Origin of the sequence: Hymenobacter sp. BT559, assembly GCF_016427535.1 — a bacterium.
In the GTDB taxonomy this organism is placed as follows: Bacteria; Bacteroidota; Bacteroidia; order Cytophagales; family Hymenobacteraceae; genus Hymenobacter.
Genome location: NZ_JAELXV010000001.1, coordinates 1,438,133 through 1,456,518, shown reverse-complemented (window position 1 = coordinate 1,456,518; position 18,386 = coordinate 1,438,133). Strand labels below are relative to the sequence as shown.

The window sequence follows — 18,386 nt, the reverse complement described above, 5'->3', positions numbered from 1 at the left end:
GGGATGGTGGGTGCCCTCCTACCCCATTGCCTCGGCAATTTGGGTTTGCACGCTCTGCACAAAGCTGTCGAGCGGCATCGACCCAATATCCCCCTGCCCATGGCGGCGCACGCTCACGAGGCCATCCTGGGCTTCTTTCTCGCCTACTACCAGCAGGTAAGGCGTCTTAGCCAACTCAGCATCGCGAATTTTGCGACCAATACGCTCATCACGAGCATCAACGGTGCCACGCAGGTCGGCAGCTTCGAGCTTGGCTTTCACCTCGTAAGCGTAGTCGGCAAACTTGTCGGAGATGGGCAGCACCGTGAACTGCTCGGGCGAGAGCCAGAGCGGGAAATTACCGGCGGTGTGCTCGATGAGCACGGCTACGAAGCGCTCGAGCGAGCCAAACGGCGCCCGGTGAATCATTACAGGGCGGGCGCGAGTATTATCGGGCGTGACATACTCTAGCTCGAAACGCTCGGGCAAGTTGTAGTCGACCTGAATGGTACCCAGCTGCCAGCGGCGACCTAGGGCGTCGCGCACCATAAAGTCGAGCTTGGGACCATAGAAAGCTGCTTCTCCTAATTCAGTAACCGTAGGGAGACCTTTCTCGGCCGTTGACTCCTTAATAGCCGCTTCGGCCAGCGCCCAGTTTTCGTCGCTGCCGATGTATTTCGTCTTGTTATCAGGGTCACGCAGGGAAATCTGCGCAGTGAAGTCAGTAAAGCCTAAAGCCTTAAATACGTAGAGTACCAAGTCAATTACTTTCTGAAACTCCTCTTTCACTTGGTCGGGGCGGCAGAAGATGTGCGCATCGTCTTGCGTGAAGCCCCGCACGCGGGTGAGGCCGTGCAACTCGCCCGACTGCTCGTAGCGGTACACCGTGCCAAACTCGGCTAAGCGCACTGGCAGCTCGCGGTACGAGCGTGGCTTGGTGCGGTAGATTTCGCAGTGGTGCGGGCAGTTCATCGGCTTAAGGAGAAACTCCTCGCCGGGGTTAGGCGTCTTAATGGGCTGGAACGAATCAGCGCCGTATTTCTCGTAGTGGCCGCTGGTTACGTACAGCTCTTTGGAACCGATATGAGGCGTTACAACTGGCTGATAGCCAGCTTTTACCTGGGCTTTACGCAGAAACTGCTCTAAGCGCTCGCGCAGGACGGTGCCCTTAGGCAGCCACAGCGGCAGGCCCGCGCCAACTTTTTCGGAAAAGGCGAACAGCTCCAGCTCTTTGCCCAGCTTGCGGTGGTCGCGGCGCTTGGCTTCTTCCAGCTTCTCTAGGTACTCGGTGAGGTCCTTTTGCTTAGGGAATGTGATGCCGTAGAGGCGCGTGAGTTGCTTATTTTTCTCGTCGCCGCGCCAGTAGGCCCCGGCCACGTTCATGATTTTAGCCGCCTTGATGGGGCTCGTGTCGGGAATGTGCGGCCCGCGGCACAGGTCCGTGAAGCCACCCTGCGAGTAGAAGGTAATGTTGCCATCCTCCAGGTTCTCGAGCAGCTCTAGCTTGTAGGGGTCTTGCTTCTCGGTGAAGTACGCCACGGCCTCGGCCTTGGGCACCTCGCGGCGCTCAAACTTGCTCTTGTTCTTGGCCAGCTCGAGCATTTTCTTCTCGATGGCGGGGAATTCATCGCTGGATATGGTGCGGCCTTCGCCTAAGTCCACGTCGTAGTAGAAGCCGTTTTCGATGGCTGGACCAATGGCCAGCTTTACGCCAGGGTACAGCGCTTCGAGGGCTTCGGCCATGAGGTGAGCCGAAGAATGCCAGTAAGCGGCTTTGCCGCCGGCATCGTTCCAGGTCAGAATTTCGAGGGTCGCGTCCTCAGTGAGAGGGCGATGCAGGTCGCGGATTTCGCCGTTTACTCGAACGGCCAAGGCATTGCGGGCCAGGCCTTCGCTGATGCTGGCGGCTAGGTCGTAGCCAGTCGTGCCGGGCTCGACCTGGCGGACGGAGCCATCGGGGAGGGTGATGTGGAGCATAACTAATGCTTGCAAATGAGCGCAAAGCAGGCGCAAGTTACGCCTGCACGCCAGGAAATGAGTAGCACGCCCCTAGGTAGCGGGTGCGCTAAAATACTTTGGCTACTGCTGCGGGGATGTTGCTACCGGGGCAGCCGCAGCTCGGCGGTAGTAGGTAGTGGGCGGGCGCAGGCTATCGGGCAGCATCGCCCGCACGGCCTCGCCAGTTTTCCAGACTTTATAGGTCCAGTGCTGATTGCCAGGATTTTCGGCTACTAGCAGCCGAAACTGGGCGTAGGCTTCGGGCAAGCGGCGCTGGGCTTCGAGGGCCTCGGCCAGCAAGGCGCGGGCCTGCGGCAGGCGCGCATTGCGGCGGAGCGCGCGCTGCAAGTGAGGAATGATAGCAGCGGGCCGCTGCCCGTGCGCCCCGGCTGCAAGGGCCAGCCGGTAGTCGGCCCGGTACTGCGTCGTGTCGAAGTGTATCGCACGGCGGTAGTAGCGCAGCGCACTATCGGGCCGCCCCAGCAGTTCGAACTGCCGGCCGTAGTCGTAGGCCAAGGCGCCCGAGGTCGAATCGAGCCGCAGCCCTTGGGCGGCGTACCGGGCGGCCTCGGCGGGCAAGCGATAGGCATTGAGCAGGAAGGCCAACTGGTGCAAAATCTCAGGTTGGCGTGGGTCGCGAGCCAGAGCGGCGTGCAGGTAGTCAAGGGCCTGCGCAGTATCGGTGGTGGCGGCGTAGGCCAGCCCCTTATAAAATAAGGCGGCTGGTTGGTCGGGGTCGAGGCGCAGGGTGCGGTCGAGGCTTTCGAGCGCGGCGTCGTACTGCCGGGCGGCCAGGTGCGTTTCGCCTTCCAGCAAAGGAAGCTCGGGCGAGTTGAAGCCGTTAGCTGCCGCCTGGCGGGCGGCAGCCAGGGCTTGGCTCAGGCGCCCTAGGGCCCGCAGGGCGCGCGCCTGTAAGAAATACAGCTCGCCATCGGCATCATCGATAGCCAGGGCCGAGCTAATGTCGCTTAAGGCCGCCGAAGGCTGACCCGCCGCCAGGCGCAGCGTAGCACGGCGGGCCAGCAGCCCCGTATTGTCAGGTTGCTGCCGGATGGCCCCGTCCAATTCATCGGCCTGCACACGGGGGCCGCTTTGCACCGTGGCAAGGTTTACCAGGGTGTCGGGCCGCTCGGAGGGGGCCGCCTGGCAGGCGGCGAGAAACGGTAAAAGCAGGATTAGCCAGCTACGCATTTTAACTATAATCTCTTGAAAAACAAACTATACGTGCCTAGGTCCTACCCTTTCGCTTGAACTCAGCAATGTACAGCTGCTAACTACCAGCCGCGAAGTTCGAGCATTCTGCACTACTCGCGGGCTGCGGGTTTGTTTCCGGCGTGCAGGCGCTCGTACCAACGGGCGTGGACACGGTCGCGGCGGGAGGCAGCTCGCACCAGCGGCGGCAGCAGCTGCTGGCACAGACGGTTCACGGTCAGGTCCTCACTTGTGTAAGTAGGGAGCTTGATAGCTTCTTGCAGCACGGCAATAGCCCGCCGGCGGTGTCCCTGGTACTTGTACATGCGGGCCAGGTCGTAGCAGTACTGCACGCGCATGGGGTCGAGCTGGCGGGCTTTTTCCATCGCCTCCATGGCCTTTTTAGAGCTGGCTCCCTGTGGGTACCCACCTAGGACGACGCGAGAAAACATTTTTTCGAGCACGTTGTAATGGGCCACGCGGTAGTACCAGCGGCCCAGCAACTGCCAGGCCTCGGGCATATCGGGGCGGCGCTCGGCGGCCAAAAACACGTGCGCCCGCAGCTGCTTAAAAATGCGCAGCCGGTCGCGAGCGCTCAGCAGCCCCGCTTGGCTGAAGAGCGCCAGGGCCATAGCGTAGTTGCTTTCGCCGGCTTCGGGCTGCAGAGCCAGGGCCCGGCTGGCGTACTGATGGGCCGCGGCAAAGTAGGCGCTCTTGCGAGTTTCGTCGGAGTAGCGGTTGCCGATGCTCACGCTGAGCACGGCGGCGTGCCACAAGCCGCTGTAATGCTGCGGGCTAAGCTTAAGCGCCGCCTCGTAGGCGGCTAGCGCCTCTGAGTCTTTGAACTTCAGCTGCAAAGCTGCCGCTTTACGCAAATACTCATTCAACGCTGCCGAATCGGGCAACTGCGCAAGCTTACTCTTCGAGGCTACTTTTAGCACTGGCTTGGGCTCTGGAGTAGCGGGCGCCGAGGGCGGCGAGGTGGTAGTGCCCTGCGCCCACCCTAACCTAGGGCACGCGGCCACCAACCCTAGGGCAAGCAGCAGCAACTTAGTGGGCGGAGGCAAGTAGCTCATAGGCGAGGATACAGCACCTAACGCGGGAAGTTGCTAAAACAATCCGAGTTGGGCTTTGGGCCGCCGCAGCAATGCTTGGGCCTGGGCTACTTCCTCGGCCGTGACCTCGACGGAGTGTACCGCCTCGGGCTCGGCTGGCGCCGGGGCGCCCTCCTCTATCTTAGGGGCCGCCACACCGCGCTTTTTAGCTTCGCGGCGGGCGGGCTCGGGGCCTTCGTCGGTGAGTAGCGTTATGGCGTGCACCTTGTAGTAGTTCAGCTTGTTGCCCAGCGCTTTCCAACCTTTCACCTCGATAAACTGGTCGAGGCGTAGGGTTTCAGTCTGCTTTTCAGCTTTCTTATCGCGCTGCAGCTTTACTTCTACCATTGGCTCGGCGAAGGCCGTAGCCGCTAGTAGCTTCGAGCCTTTGGTTTCGGAGATGAAAGTAAAGCGCTTATCGAGCGTGCTGGTTTCGATTTTGAAGCGCTTGACGTAGTGCGTTTTGCTTTCGCCATCTAGGTACACCGCACTGATAACCGTATCGGGCTCCAGCTTGCGCAGCAGCACAATGTTGGGTAGGTCGAAATGTTTGGTCAGGTCGGGGGCGTGCAGCTCATACGAGCCGTCTTTGTACACCACCAAGATGGCATCGTCGGTATCGAAGGCGCCTAGGTAGCGGCCGTGTGCCTCGTGCTTGAGGCGAGCCACTACGCTGTCGAAGAACACGTCGCGGCCACCTAGGGTGCTATCACCCACTGCTTTGCGAGTAATCTGCTTTACCGGCTGCTTGGTCACGATGTTACCCATAGAGCCTTTGCCCTTAATGGCCAAGTCGGCAAAGTCGAAGTCAAACTGCTTGACGCGGGCTTGGGCCTTGTTGGAAAGCTGGATAGTTACAATCTCACTTTCCGAATTGGGGTTAGCCGTGAGGTAGAGCGTCTTGGTGCCCTTGGTGCCTTTGGTAAGGTCGTAGACCTTATCGCGCGTAATGCCCGTGACCAAGAAGCGCTTGGCAAAGCTGATGCCGCTGGCGCCATCCACGTACACCATGTTATACACCAGGCGGTCGTCGTTCTTGTTGTACACGCCTACATGTAGAATGTCCTTGCCCACGAAGGTCTTCTCGGCGATTTTGCTTACCATGAAGGTACCATCGCGCCGGATGGCGATGATATCGTCGAGGTCCGAGCAGTCGGTCACGTGTTTCGCCGCCTCATCCTTCTTGAGGCCATAGCCCACGAAGCCGTCTTGGTAGTTGACGTAAAGCTTCTGGTTGGCGATAGCCACTTTTTGGGCCGTCACCACGTCGAAGGTGCGAAGCTGGGTTTTGCGCTCGCGCTTGGCGCCGTACTTCTTCAGCAGGTCTTCAAAATACGTGATGGCGTAGCGCGTGAGGTGCGCGAGGTTGTCGGCCACTTCGGCCAATTCGGTGTCCAGCTTCTGAATGTATTCTTCGGCCTTAAAGCCGTCGTACTTCGAGATGCGCTTGATGCGGATTTCGGTCAGGCGCGTCAAGTCATCCTCGTTCACGGGGCGGCGCAGCACAATGCGCGTGTCGTTGGCCTTCATCTTCTCCCCTTCTACCCGCACAAACTTTTTGAGCCCTAGGTCGATGGTTTCAAGAATTTGCTCCCAGGTCTCGCACTCTTCTATTTTGCGGTAGATGCGGTTTTCGATGAAAATCTTCTCTAGCGATGCCGAGTGCCACTTTTCCTGCAGCTCTTGCTGCCGAATTTCCAGCTCACGCTCGAGCAGGCGCACAGTTTTGCCGGTGCTCAGGCGCAGCATGTCCTCCACACTCACAAAGCGCGGCTTGTCGTCGATGATGACGCAGGTATTGGGCGAAATAGAGATTTCGCAGTCCGTGAAGGCGTAGAGCGCGTCGATGGTGAGGTCGGGGCTCACGCCGGGCGGCAGCTGCACCTGAATCTCAACATCCTTGGCGGTGTTGTCCACCACCTTCTTAATCTTGATTTTGTTCGCTTCTGAGGCCTTCACAATGCTCTCCATGAGCGCCGTGGTGGTGGTGCCGTACGGAATATCGCGGATGAGCAACAGTGTTTTATCGACCTTCTCGATGGTGGCCCGCAGCCGGATGCGGCCGCCCCGCTGCCCGCTCTGGTAGTTGCTGATATCAGCTAGGCCACCCGTCGGAAAGTCGGGATAAAGCAGAAAGTCGCGCCCCCGCAGCACGGCCACGCTGGCTTGGCACAGTTCGCGGAAGTTGTGGGGCATAATCTTGGTGCTCAAGCCCACCGCGATGCCCTCCACACCCTGCGCCAGCAGCAGCGGAAACTTGACGGGCAGCGTGATAGGCTCGCGCTTACGGCCGTCGTAGCTAAGCTGCCACTCCGTAATGTCAGGGTTGAACACCACCTCCAGGGCAAACTTGGAAAGACGTGCCTCGATGTAGCGCGGCGCAGCGGCCGAGTCACCGGTGCGCACGTCGCCCCAGTTGCCCTGCGTTTCGATGAGCAAGTCCTTCTGCCCTAGGTTCACCATGGCGTCGCCGATGCTGGCATCACCGTGCGGGTGGTACTGCATGGTCTGGCCTATCACGTTGGCCACTTTGTTGAAGCGGCCATCGTCCATCTCATTCATGGCGTGCAAGATGCGGCGCTGCACCGGCTTCAGGCCATCTTCTACGGCTGGCACGGCCCGCTCCAGAATCACGTAGCTGGCGTAGTCCAAAAACCAGTTTTGGTACATACCGCGCACATTATTCACATCATGAATAACCTCACCGGGCGCAAACTTAGCGTCAGCCTCCTCTTCTTGCTCAGCTTCGGTGCTCGCAGCCTCGGCATCAGCTTCGGCGGGCGAGTCGGGCTCGGCTTCTACGTCTAGCTGCTCCGTAGTGTCTTCGGTTTCGTCTCCGAACAGCGCTGTTGCTACTGTTTCGGTGGCATCGGCGGCTAGCTCGGCCGCGTCGTCTTCCAACTCCGGGCCGGCCGGGGCCCCTAGGTCAAAATCCAGGGAATCGCCGGGCTGAAGGTAGGCGGGGTCGGAAGCATCAGAGGCGGGAGTATCGAAAAGAGCCACGGGCAAAACGTAAAAAGTCGGCAGTCAACCGGCAAAAGTACCGAAAAATTGGCCTAAAAGCCTTACTATAAAAAGTAGGTTGCCCTAGAAAGTTCCCAAAAATTTTAGTGCACCACCTGTGTATTTACACTAACCTGACTAGCAACACCCTGGCATCACAGAAAAAAGCCCCCGTTCGGCGGGCGAACGGGGGCGATAATTCAAATAAAGGCTGACTAACGCGTTTCTTCCTCCAGAACCGGGTCGCTAACCGTGTACTGCACGTAGTCGAGCAGCTTATCGAGCAGCGAGCTAGGTAAGTTAGGGAGCGCCGGAAGCAAAAAAGTAGCGTCGGATGTGCTGACGTGGCCAGTCAGCTCGGCCAGTGCCTCGGGCGTAGCCGGTCGAAAGCCCATGCGCCAGTCGGCAAAGCGGCGGTGGTTGAGGCGGCCATCGGCTAGCAGCGTGAGATGCTGGTGGCGCGGGTCGCGCGCAATATGCATAAAATACAGCTCGTGCACCTCGTCTACGTTGCCTTCCAGCACCTGCACAAACCGCCCATCCTGCGCGTAGAGCAGTAGCCCGGTTAGGCCCTTTTCCTCATTAGTCGCCCGGGCTTTCCGAAGCAGATTCGCTAACTCGGCCTCGGTGAATGGATGAGTAGCTTGGCTTTCGTAAATGAGGTGGTGTAGCAGCATGAGCAAGTTTACGGGGCGCTTAATTTTAGTGTTTTGAGGTGCGCTCGAACTAGGCTAACGCTATGTCGGCTACGGGCAGTACGTCGCTTGTTACCAAGTCTTTCTCCAGACGCAAGTTGTCAATAATAAATTCTTGGCGAGCGGGAGTATTCTTGCCCATATAATAGGCCAGCACCTGTTGGATAGAGCGGTCGGATTGCAGGATGACGGGTTCGAGCTTAATATTTTCCCCAATAAACTTGCCAAACTCGTCGGGTGAAATCTCGCCTAGGCCCTTAAAACGCGTTACTTCGGGGTTACGGCCCAATTTGCGCATGGCTTCCTGCTTCTCACTTTCCGAGTAGCAGTAGATAGTTTCCTTCTTATTGCGCACCCGGAACAGCGGCGTTTCCAAAATGTAGACGTGGCCATTGCGCACGAGGTCGGGAAAAAATTGCAAGAAGAACGTGAGCAGCAACAGCCGAATGTGCATGCCATCGACGTCGGCATCGGTAGCAATCACGACGCGGTTATAGCGCAACCCTTCCAGCCCTTCCTCAATGTTGAGAGCGTGCTGCAAGAGGTTAAACTCCTCGTTCTCATATACTATCTTCTTCTTGAGCCCGAAGCAGTTGAGCGGCTTGCCACGCAGGCTAAACACGGCCTCCAGCTCTACATTGCGGCTCTTGGTAATGCTGCCGCTCGCCGAGTCGCCCTCCGTGATGAACAGCGTGGTGAGCGGCTCTTTTTCGGCCCCATCCTTAGCGTTCTCGCCTAGGTGGAAGCGGCAGTCGCGCAGCTTACGGTTGTGCAAGTTGGCTTTTTTAGCGCGCTGGTTGGCCAGCTTTTTCACGCCGGCCATGTCCTTGCGCTCGCGTTCGCTTTGCTCGATGCGCTTTTTGAGGGCTTCGGCTACTACCGGGTTTTTGTGCAGGTAATTATCGAGGTGCTCCTTTACAAAATCGACAATGAAGCCACGCACCGGGCGCACTGGCCCGTCGCTGCCCTCTGGCTCCATGTTGATGCTGCCGAGCTTGGTTTTGGTCTGGCTCTCAAACACCGGCTCCTGCACCCGTATCGAGATGGCCCCGATGATGCTGGCCCGTACGTCGGCCGCGTCGTACTCCTTCTTATAGTGTTCGCGCACAGTTTTCACCACCGCTTCGCGGAAAGCAGCTAAGTGCGTGCCGCCTTGGGTGGTATACTGGCCGTTCACAAACGAATAGTATTCCTCGCCGTAGTCGTTGCCGTGCGTCAGGGCTAGCTCGATGTCCTCCCCTTTTAGGTGGATGATGTCGTAACGCCGTGTTTCTAGGTCGGTTTTGTCGTTCAGCAGGTCGAAGAGCCCATTCTTGGCTTCATACTTCTGGCCATTAAAGTGAATGGCCAGGCCCGCATTGAGGTAGCAGTAGTTACGAATCTGACTTTCCAGATACTCGGGCCGGAAAACGTAGCTCCGGAAGATGGTATCGTCGGGCTGAAACGTAATCAGCGTGCCATTGCGCTGGCTGGTTTTGATGGGCTTGGGGTCAGCGGTGAGCTTACCCTGCGAAAACTCGGCGGCTTTCAGCTGGCCGTCGCGCACGCTCTGCACCAAAAAATGGCTGCTAAGGGCGTTCACGGCCTTGGTGCCCACGCCGTTGAGGCCTACCGACTTCTGGAAGACCTTGCTATCGTACTTGCCACCGGTGTTGATTTTGCTCACCACATCCACCACTTTCCCTAGGGGGATGCCGCGGCCGTAGTCGCGCACCTGCACTTTGCTTTCCGAAATCTTTATTTCGATGGTGCGGCCGTAGCCCATCACGTGCTCGTCGATGCAGTTATCCACTACCTCCTTTACCAGCACGTAGATACCATCGTCGTAGCTACTGCCGTCGCCTAGCTTGCCGATATACATACCCGGCCGCAGCCGAATGTGCTCGCGCCAATCGAGCGAGCGGATGCTGTCTTCGGTGTAGCCGTGGGCGGGAGCCAGTACTTGTGGTTCGTCGTTCATTAATCGCAGATTCAAACGGATTTTTAAGATTTAACAGATAAGCTTGCCTGCGGCAAGCTGACTAGGCAGCCGGGCGTTAGCTATTGCCGCTCAAAATCCGTACTGAGGGCAGTTTGCTGGTAAAAGTAACGCGTAATGCCGCGTTATTCAATCCAGACTTGCCAGTTTTATTAGTTTATCGGTGCCAATATGTTTGGGTTTTTAACCCCAGCTGGCGCCGCAAGGTTCAGCCACCCGGGCCTCACTCCTAACTCAAAACTCCTAACTGAAAAAATGTTACCCCCACCCAACCAATTCAACCAGCCCCGCAACTTACCGGGGCAAACCTTTAACCATGCGCCCACCGAGATAAAGCAGTCGGCGGTGGTGCACTACACTTTTATGCTCATCGGCTTGTCGCTGCTGGTGTTTGTGCTCCACAAGCTCGACGACCTGCTGCTGCCGCTGATTTACGCCATTTTGCTGAGCCTGCTGCTGATGCCGCTGGTGACGAAGCTTGAAAAGTGGCGCTGGCCCCGCATGCTGGCTATTGCTGCGGCTATTTTGCTGGTAGTGCTTTTTGTGGCCGGGCTGTTCACGTTTTTTGGTACCCAGATAATCAGTTTGCGCAGCGAGCTGCCGCTTATCCAGAGCAAGCTGGTAATACTTTTCGACCAACAGCAGCAACTCCTAAGCAAACGCTTTCATTTCCAGCCCATGAGCCACGACGAAGTCATCGACTCGTCGCTCTCGGCCCTGCAAAAGCAGTCGAGCAAGTACCTGAGTTCTACCCTCAACACGACCCTAGGTGTGCTCAGCACCATTACGCTGGTGCCCATCTACATCTTCTGCTTTCTGTACTACCGCGACCACCTGCGGCAGTTCATGTTCCGCTTTGTGGAGGCCGACAAGCGCACCGTGGTGCTGCACACCGTCGATAACATTCAAAATGTAGTGCAAGGCTACATGTCGGGCCTGTTCACGGTTATTGTAGTAGTATCAGTCATGAACGCCATTGGGCTGCTGGCTCTTGGGGTGAAATACGCCATTTTCTTCGCCGTTTTTGCTTCGGTGCTGGCTGTTATTCCCTACATCGGTATCACGGTGGGCTCTATTATTCCGGCACTCATTACTTATGTAGAGTCGGGCTCACTCACGCACGGGCTGCTGGTTATCGGCGTGTTTATGCTAGTGCAGTTTATCTCAGATAACATCTTGTCGCCGCTCATTACGGCTTCTAAAGTGAGCCTCAACCCGCTCACGGCTATTCTGGCCCTTATTCTGGGGGCGCAGCTGTGGGGCACGCCGGGCATGATTTTGAGCGTGCCGCTGTCGGCAGTGATAAAGGTGGTGCTCGATGCCAATAAATCGACCGAGCCCTGGGGCTTCCTCCTAGGTGACGTGAGCGATGGCGAAGCGACCAAGAAAGACCCGAGTGACGACCGAGGCTTCCTAGCCAAGTTCTGGGACCAAATGCGCGGCAAGCGCCCACCACTAGCTCCCGAGCCCAGCATGCCACCTATGCCCCAGCACCGCCGGTCCTAGGTTCAGGAAAAACGTCTGCCTGAGTAAAAGCCAAAATTTTATACCAATAAAACGAACCCTTTGCCCCGACAGTCCCCGTACAAGGGCATGTGAGCGACACCAACAAATCAGTCGTTCTATTTTTCATCCTACTCTACAGACTTAAGTCATGGCTAACGAAACCATCACCCGCGCCTTCACCGACATTCTCAACCTGAATCGCACCTCGGTAAAAGGCTACCAAGAAGCTGCCGAAGAAGTATCGAGCCCCGAGTTGAAATCGCAGCTCAGCCAGTTTTCGCAGCAGCGTGCTGGCTTTGTATCGGACCTAGAAGGATACGCCAAGCAGTACGGCATTGATGCCAGCGAAGAAACTACCATCGAAAGTGTAGCTACTGATGCCGCCGCCGCTGTACACCGCGGTTGGATTAACATCAAGTCGGCTTTCACGGGCGGCAGCGACTCGTCGGTACTCGAAGCTGCCGAAACCGGCGAAGCTTCGGCCCTGAAAGCCTACGAAACCGCTCTGTCGGCTCAGGATATTCCGGCCGGTGCCAAGACGGTATTCCAGCAGCAGCACGACGCTATCCTGCAAGCCAAAAACTGGCTGACCCAGAACAAAAACAAATAAGCAGCCCTAGCTGCCGCGAAAAAGCCCGCCCTTACCAGCGGGCTTTTTTTGTGCCCTTAGGCAACCAACACGGGCCCTAACTTTGTTAGCATTCTGCTCCCCGACTTATCGCTGCCCTTGTACGCTATTATCGACTTAGAAACCACCGGCGGCCAGCCCGCAAATGACCGCATTACTGAGCTGGCCATTTTTGTGCACGACGGCCAACAGGTGGTTGACTCCTATACTACGCTGGTTAACCCCGGCCGTAGCATTCCACCCTTCATCACCCAGCTCACCGGCATTACCAACGATATGGTGGCCGATGCGCCCCGCTTTCACGAGGTGGCCCGCAAAGTGGTGGAGATGACTGAAGGGTGCGTATTTGTTGCTCATAATGTGCGCTTTGACTACTCCTTCCTCAAGAAGGAGTTTGCTGACCTAGGGTATAATTATTCGCGCAAAACGCTGTGCACGGTGCGCCTGAGCCGGTCGCTCATTCCGGGTCAGCCGAGCTACAGCCTGGGCAAGCTGTGCCAGAATATCGGTATTCCGCTCAACGGCCGGCACCGTGCCGCTGGCGACGCCGAGGCCACCGCCATCCTCTTCGACCGCCTGCTCAAGATTACACAGGAGAGCGAAGCTGCCGAGGCCAATGCTGCCGATACGCTGGCCCGCGTAGATGCCCTGGCCCCCGCTGGCCGTAAGCCCGACGCCACGGCTAAAAAACCTAGCGCCCGCCGCGTGGCGGCCGTGGCCCAGGCTATCAAAACCGCCCTGCTGCCCCCGCTCATCACCCCCGAAAAAGTGGCCGCGCTGCCCCAGGAAACGGGCGTGTATTATTTCCACAACGAGGCGGGCGAGGTCATCTATGTGGGCAAGAGCATCAATATCTACAAGCGCATTCAGCAGCACTTTGCGGTAGATGTGAAATCGCGCAAGAGCTTGGACTTTAAAAACTCCATCGCTGACATCACCTGGGAGCTGACCGGCTCGGAGCTGGTGGCGCTGCTCTACGAGTCGCACCTCATCAAGCAGCTAAAGCCGGCTTACAACCGGGCCCAGCGGCGCTCAGTATTTCCGGCCGGCATCTACCTCAAGACCGACGAGAATGGCTACAAATGCCTATACTACGGCCGCGCCGACGCCCGGAACTCGGAGATTCCCATCATTGCGCTTGGCAACCAGTACAAGGCGCAGGGCTTTCTCTACCACAAGGTGGCCAAGTATAACCTGTGCCAAAAGCTGTGCGGACTGTACAAGACACAGGGTGCGTGCTTCGACTACCAGGTGCACCGCTGCCAGGGCGCCTGCGTAGGCCAGGAGTCGCCCGAAACTTACAACCAGCGCGTAGATGAGGCCATTGACAGTATCACCTACGAGCACGAGTCGTTTGTAGTGATTGGGAGCGGGCGGCGAGCCGACGAAAAGTCGCTGGTAGTGGTCGAGAACGGCCGCTACGTGGGCTTTGGCTACGTCGATGAAACGTTTACGGCGCGCAAGCTGGCCGATTTCCGCCAGGCCGTGCAGTCGTATGCCGATAATAAAGACGTGCAGCAGATTATTCGGCAGTATGTGCGTACCAAGCGCAAGGGCGAGCAGGTTAAGATTTTTGCCTAGGGCCCATGCGCAAAGCCACGCCCGGCACTACACCGAATGCCAAATAACGCCGAGCGAAATCGCCGATACTACCAGCCACAGCAGCAGGCCTAGCACATAGGGCCGCACACCCACCGAGCGCACCACGCTGCCCGATAAGCCCGCCCCGATAAAAAACAGAGTCAGCGTGAGGCCTACCTTCGCTAGGTGCCCCAGCAGGGGACCTAGGGCCTTGGCAGCGGGCACGTAGGCCGGGGCATACGTATTGAACAGCATGGCCGCGATGAAGCCCAGAATAAAGTAAGGAATCGTGATTTTAACGCCCCCTTGCTTAAAAGCGAAGGCCGTACCTAGGGCCACCGGGATAATCCACAGCGCCCGCGCCAGCTTTACAGTAGTGGCTACTTCGAGGGCCTGGTTGCCGTAGGCGGCTGCCGCCCCCACCACCGAGCTTGTGTCATGGATAGCAATGGCGCACCAGAGTCCGAACTGCTGCTGGCTCAGGTGCAGGGCGTGGCCAATGGGCGGGAACGCAAACAGCGCCAGCGCATTGAGTACGAACACCGTGCCCAGGCTCACTGACATGGCATCGTCTTTGGCCCCCAGTACCGGCCCGATGGCCGCGATGGCCGAGCCCCCGCATATGGCAGTACCGCATGAGATAAGGTGCACTACCTGGCGCCCCAACCCTAGCCACCGGCCCGCAAAAAAGCCCAAAATCAGCGTACCAAAAATGGACACTACCGTGAATAGTAGCCCCTCGCGGCCAGCTTGCACGGCAGCATGTGCATTCATGCCAAAGCCTAGGCCGATAACGGAGAATTGCAGTAGCTGGTGCGCGAAAGACTTGGTTTGGGTGGTAAAAGGGTTACCGACCGTTTGGGCCAGCAATAGACCTAGGGCCAGCGCAATGGGCGGCGAGGCCCAGGGCGTGAGACAAAAAACCAGCAGCAGCGCAAATGCTATTTGGCGCAGCGTAACAGCACGCCCGAATAATTGATGCGGGGTATAAAAGTGGCAAAAAAAGCCTGTGGGTTGTTCATTAATGGGCGAGGCAACGTTGGGCAGGGCAGGCATAAGAGGCAGGGTTTTAGCTGCCACAAAATTATGCAACGCATTATCTACTAATTAATTGATAATTGTTATTCCGGATAACCAGAAGTTATAACTGCTGCGCTCTTACTTGCTGCTGGCCGAAGCTCAGAAACCGCTGGGCTGCCCGCACCAAAGGCTGCCCCTGTACCCATACCGCCTCAAACTGCCGGGGCAGCGCTAGGCCCACAACGGGCACGACTTCGAGCAAGCCCGCTGCCAGCTCGCGCCGCAGCGCCTGCCGCGATACAAAGCCTAGCGCATCGGGCGCGGCCCCTAGGTAGCTCTTAATGGCCTCTGTGCTGTCAAGGTAAAATGACACCCGCAGGCTGCTGAGCTTGATTTTGTGCTCGCGCAGGGCAAACTCCAGCACTTCGAGCGTGCCCGAGCCACGCTCGCGCAGCACCAGTGGGTGGGCCAGTGCCTCGGCCAGCGGCAATGGTGCCGGGGGCGGGCCGGCCGGCGTGGCCCGCCGCACAGCCACCAGCTCGTCGGGCAGCAACAGTTCGTGGTGCAGGTCGCGGCTCTTCGAGCGGCCTTCCACAAAGCCTAGGTCGAGGTCACCGCGCAGCAGCGCCTCGGCAATGCGCTCCGAGTTGGCATTCAGCAGTGTAAGCTGCACCTGTGGGTAGCGCTGCTGGAAAGCGGGCAGCCAGGCTGGCAGCACGTATTGGCTCAGCGTGGTACTGGCCCCGAGGCGCAGGCGGCCCACGGTCTCGTCGGGGTCGCGCAGGGCCAGCAGTTGGTCATCAAGCTGCTGCTCAGCGGCAGCTACCACCTGGGCGTGAGCGAGCAGCAGGCGGCCAGCATCGGTGAGAGCCACACGGCTGCCGTGCCGGGCCAGCAGGCGCTGGCCATATTGCTTTTCGAGCTCGTGCAGATGCTTGGTTACGGCGGGCTGCGAGATGAAAAGCTCCTGGGCAGCCTTGGTAAAACTCAGGTGCTGGGCCACGGCGGCGAATACTCGCAAGCGAAAATCGGACATGGCCGCAAAGAACGCGGCCGGAATGTTGTGGCCCCAGTTTCGCAATTGTGTACCCATCTAGGGGGCCTATTTTGCCACTTTTGTTGTTGTATCCTTGACGCTACGCGGGCTTCTAAATCCGCCCTTTTTACTGCCGCGCTTACGCGCGCCCCTGCTATGCAACCCCTCTCGCCTACGCTACCGGCCGCCGCGCCCACGCCCGGCCCCGTCGAAACCGCTACCCTTGCCATAGAGGGCATGACCTGCGCCTCCTGCGCCAATTTTGTGGAGCGCGCCCTCAAAAAAGCGCCCGGCGTACAAAGCGCTCAGGTAAACTTGGCCACTGAAAAAGCTACCGTAGCTTTTTCGCCCGCTGCCACCGACCGCGCCAGCCTCAAAGCCGCCGTGGAGGCTGCGGGCTACCATGTAGCCGAGCCCGCCGTGGCACCCGCCACAGCTAGCCTCGCTGAAGCTGAGGTGAGCGATGAAGAACTAGCGGCGCGCAAGCAGCTGGCTTACCAGCAACTACGCCGCCGCTTTTGGGTGGCAGCCGGGCTGGCGGCCCTCATCATGCCGCTGAGCATGCTCATGCTGTGGCCATCCCTTATGCACCGGGTGCCCGAGCCCACGCTCAACTATCTACTGCTGCTGCTCACGCTGCCGGTGTTGCTGTACAGCGGGCGCGAGTTTTACGTGGCGGCTTGGAACGGCCTGCGCCACCGCACGGCCAGCATGGATACCCTGATTGCGCTGGGCACGGGCGCGGCATTCTTATTCAGCTTGGTAGCTACGATGGCACCCCATTTTTTTTGGCGCCATGGCCTGGCGCCGGCCGTGTACTATGACACCACCGCCACTATCATTGCGCTCATCCTCCTAGGTAAGGTACTCGAAGCTCGGGCCAAGCAGCAGACCTCGGCCGCCCTGCAAGCGCTGCTGGGCTTGCAGGCCAAAACAGCCCGCCTCGTGCGCCCCGATGGCCACGAGGAAGACGTGCCCGTGGCCGACCTGCGCCCCGGCGACCTAGTGGCCGTGCGTCCCGGCGAGAAAGTAGCCACCGATGGGCAACTCGTCACGGGTTCCTCAACCCTCGACGAAAGCATGCTGACCGGTGAGAGCCTGCCGGTGGAAAAAGCCCCCGGCGACGCTGTGTACGGCGCCACCCTCAATCGAACCGGTGCATTCCGCTTCCGGGTCACCAAGGTGGGCCGCGACACCATGCTGGCCCAGATAGTGCAGCTCGTGAGCGAGGCCCAGGGCAGCCGGGCGCCCATTCAGCGGCTGGCCGACCGCGTGAGCGGAATTTTTGTACCCGTTGTGTTAGGGGTAGCATTGCTCACCCTAGGGCTGTGGCTGGCCTTGGCCCCGGCCGATACGCGGCTGCCGCTGGCCCTCACGGCTTTTGTATCGGTGCTGATTATTGCCTGCCCCTGCGCCCTAGGGCTGGCCACGCCCACAGCCATCATGGTGGGTACCGGCAAAGGGGCCGACTATGGCATTTTGATTCGCAACGCGGAAGCGCTGGAAAAAGCTTACCGCGTAGATACTGTGCTGCTTGACAAAACCGGCACCCTAACCCGCGGCGAGCCCGCCCTCACCGACCTAGTGGCCCTGCCCGGCCACACAGCCGCTACCCTACTGCCTCTGCTAGCGGCCATAGAGCGCCAAAGCGAGCACCCACTGGCGGCGGCCATAGTTCGCTACGCCGACAGCCAGCAGGCCCCGGTGCTTACCGCCACTGGGTTCCGGGCCGTAGCGGGCCAGGGCGCTGCGGCTACCGTGGCCGGCCAGGCCCTACTGCTGGGCAATGAGCGCCTGCTGCGCGAAGCGGGCATCGTACTGCTTCCTGCCGCCCAGCAAGTAGCCGCGGGCTTGCTAGCTCAGGCCAAGACGGTGCTGTACGCCGCTCTGGATGGGCAAGCGGTAGCCGTGCTGGGCCTTGCCGATGAGATACGTCCTACTTCGCTGCAAGCCGTGCGAGCGCTACAGCAACAGGGCCTCGAGGTGGTGATGCTAACGGGCGACAATGCCCAAACTGCTGCGGCCATCGCCGCACAGGCGGGCATATCGCGGTATTATGCCGAAGTACTACCACAAAACAAAGCCCAAAAAGTACAAGAACTGCAGGCTGAGGGACGAGTGGTAGCGATGGTTGGCGATGGCATTAATGATGCGCCCGCGCTGGCCCAGGCCGATGTAAGCCTGGCCATGGGCACTGGCACCGACGTAGCCCTCGAGGCGGCGGGTATTACCCTTATGCGGCCCGACTTGCAGGGAGTAGCTACGGCCATCGCGCTGTCGCGCGCTACCATGCGCACCATCCGGCAAAATCTATTCTTTGCCTTCATATACAACACGATTGGTATACCTATCGCGGCAGGCTTGCTGTACCCGGCCACGGGCTGGCTGCTTTCGCCTATGCTGGCAGCCGGAGCCATGGCGCTAAGCTCAGTTTCGGTACTCACTAACTCGCTCCGGCTACGTCGTTTTGCGCCCACCGGGCAGTCCTAGGGCTACCGTTGGCTTAGAAAAGGCGGCGATTGAGCAAGTACTCGGCTCCGTTAGGCGAAAAAAGCAGATTTTACCCAATTTGAGAAGTACTATTTTTCCCATTTTGGGAATCTACTCGACGGTTCAGCGCAAAAACATAGGTTTTATAAGAACTTACCTGTACGAAGTAGCACAATAAACATAAAGA

General features: G+C 58.8%; 12 protein-coding genes. 4 read left to right on the top strand and 8 right to left on the bottom strand.

The annotated features are described in order from the left end of the window. Positions 1–18: 18 nt before the first annotated feature. The 6 genes from thrS to JAO77_RS05960 all read right to left on the bottom strand — a co-directional run bounded on the left by thrS (position 19) and on the right by JAO77_RS05960 (position 9,920). On the bottom strand, positions 19–1,956 hold the full coding sequence (gene thrS, locus JAO77_RS05985; protein WP_198989372.1) for a threonine--tRNA ligase: 1,938 nt from the start codon (positions 1,954–1,956) through the stop codon (positions 19–21). A gap of 102 nt (positions 1,957–2,058) precedes the next feature. After that, positions 2,059–3,168 (bottom strand): tetratricopeptide repeat protein, encoded by a 1,110-nt coding sequence (locus tag JAO77_RS05980; protein WP_198989371.1) that lies wholly within the window; start codon positions 3,166–3,168, stop codon positions 2,059–2,061. A 113-nt stretch (positions 3,169–3,281) separates the two neighbouring features. Then, the gene (locus JAO77_RS05975) at positions 3,282–4,244 is read right to left on the bottom strand and encodes a tetratricopeptide repeat protein (protein ID WP_198989370.1); all 963 of its coding nucleotides are present in this window, start codon (positions 4,242–4,244) and stop codon (positions 3,282–3,284) included. 33 nt (positions 4,245–4,277) lie between these two features. Then, a complete protein-coding gene (locus JAO77_RS05970; protein WP_370549754.1) occupies positions 4,278–7,265 on the bottom strand; it encodes a DNA gyrase/topoisomerase IV subunit A in 2,988 nt (995 codons plus the stop codon). A gap of 215 nt (positions 7,266–7,480) precedes the next feature. Further along, positions 7,481–7,942 carry a BLUF domain-containing protein gene (locus JAO77_RS05965; protein ID WP_198989369.1) on the bottom strand — a complete coding sequence of 154 codons (462 nt, stop codon included), beginning with the start codon at positions 7,940–7,942 and terminating at the stop codon, positions 7,481–7,483. A 49-nt stretch (positions 7,943–7,991) separates the two neighbouring features. Further along, positions 7,992–9,920, bottom strand: a complete 1,929-nt coding sequence (locus tag JAO77_RS05960) for a DNA topoisomerase IV subunit B (RefSeq protein WP_198989368.1) — start codon at positions 9,918–9,920, stop codon at positions 7,992–7,994. A 273-nt stretch (positions 9,921–10,193) separates the two neighbouring features. On the opposite strand from JAO77_RS05960, the gene JAO77_RS05955 reads away from it, so the two are divergent. From JAO77_RS05955 to JAO77_RS05945, 3 genes are all read left to right on the top strand, one after another. Then, positions 10,194–11,444 carry an AI-2E family transporter gene (locus tag JAO77_RS05955; protein WP_235998218.1) on the top strand — a complete coding sequence of 417 codons (1,251 nt, stop codon included), beginning with the start codon at positions 10,194–10,196 and terminating at the stop codon, positions 11,442–11,444. Positions 11,445–11,592: 148 nt separating this feature from the next. Beyond that, positions 11,593–12,054, top strand: a complete 462-nt coding sequence (locus JAO77_RS05950) for a ferritin-like domain-containing protein (RefSeq protein WP_198989367.1) — start codon at positions 11,593–11,595, stop codon at positions 12,052–12,054. Positions 12,055–12,171: 117 nt separating this feature from the next. Next, on the top strand, positions 12,172–13,653 hold the full coding sequence (locus tag JAO77_RS05945; RefSeq protein WP_198989366.1) for an exonuclease domain-containing protein: 1,482 nt from the start codon (positions 12,172–12,174) through the stop codon (positions 13,651–13,653). Positions 13,654–13,680: 27 nt separating this feature from the next. On the opposite strand, the gene JAO77_RS05940 is transcribed toward JAO77_RS05945, so the two are convergent. Next, positions 13,681–14,709, bottom strand: coding sequence for a YeiH family protein (locus JAO77_RS05940; protein ID WP_198989365.1), 1,029 nt, complete (start codon positions 14,707–14,709; stop codon positions 13,681–13,683). An 85-nt stretch (positions 14,710–14,794) separates the two neighbouring features. Then, positions 14,795–15,766: a LysR substrate-binding domain-containing protein gene (locus tag JAO77_RS05935; protein ID WP_235998217.1), complete on the bottom strand. Its 972-nt coding sequence runs from the start codon at positions 15,764–15,766 to the stop codon at positions 14,795–14,797. A 99-nt stretch (positions 15,767–15,865) separates the two neighbouring features. Between JAO77_RS05935 and JAO77_RS05930 the strand changes: the two genes are divergently transcribed. Continuing rightward, positions 15,866–18,199, top strand: coding sequence for a heavy metal translocating P-type ATPase (locus JAO77_RS05930; protein ID WP_198989364.1), 2,334 nt, complete (start codon positions 15,866–15,868; stop codon positions 18,197–18,199). Positions 18,200–18,386 lie beyond the last annotated feature (187 nt).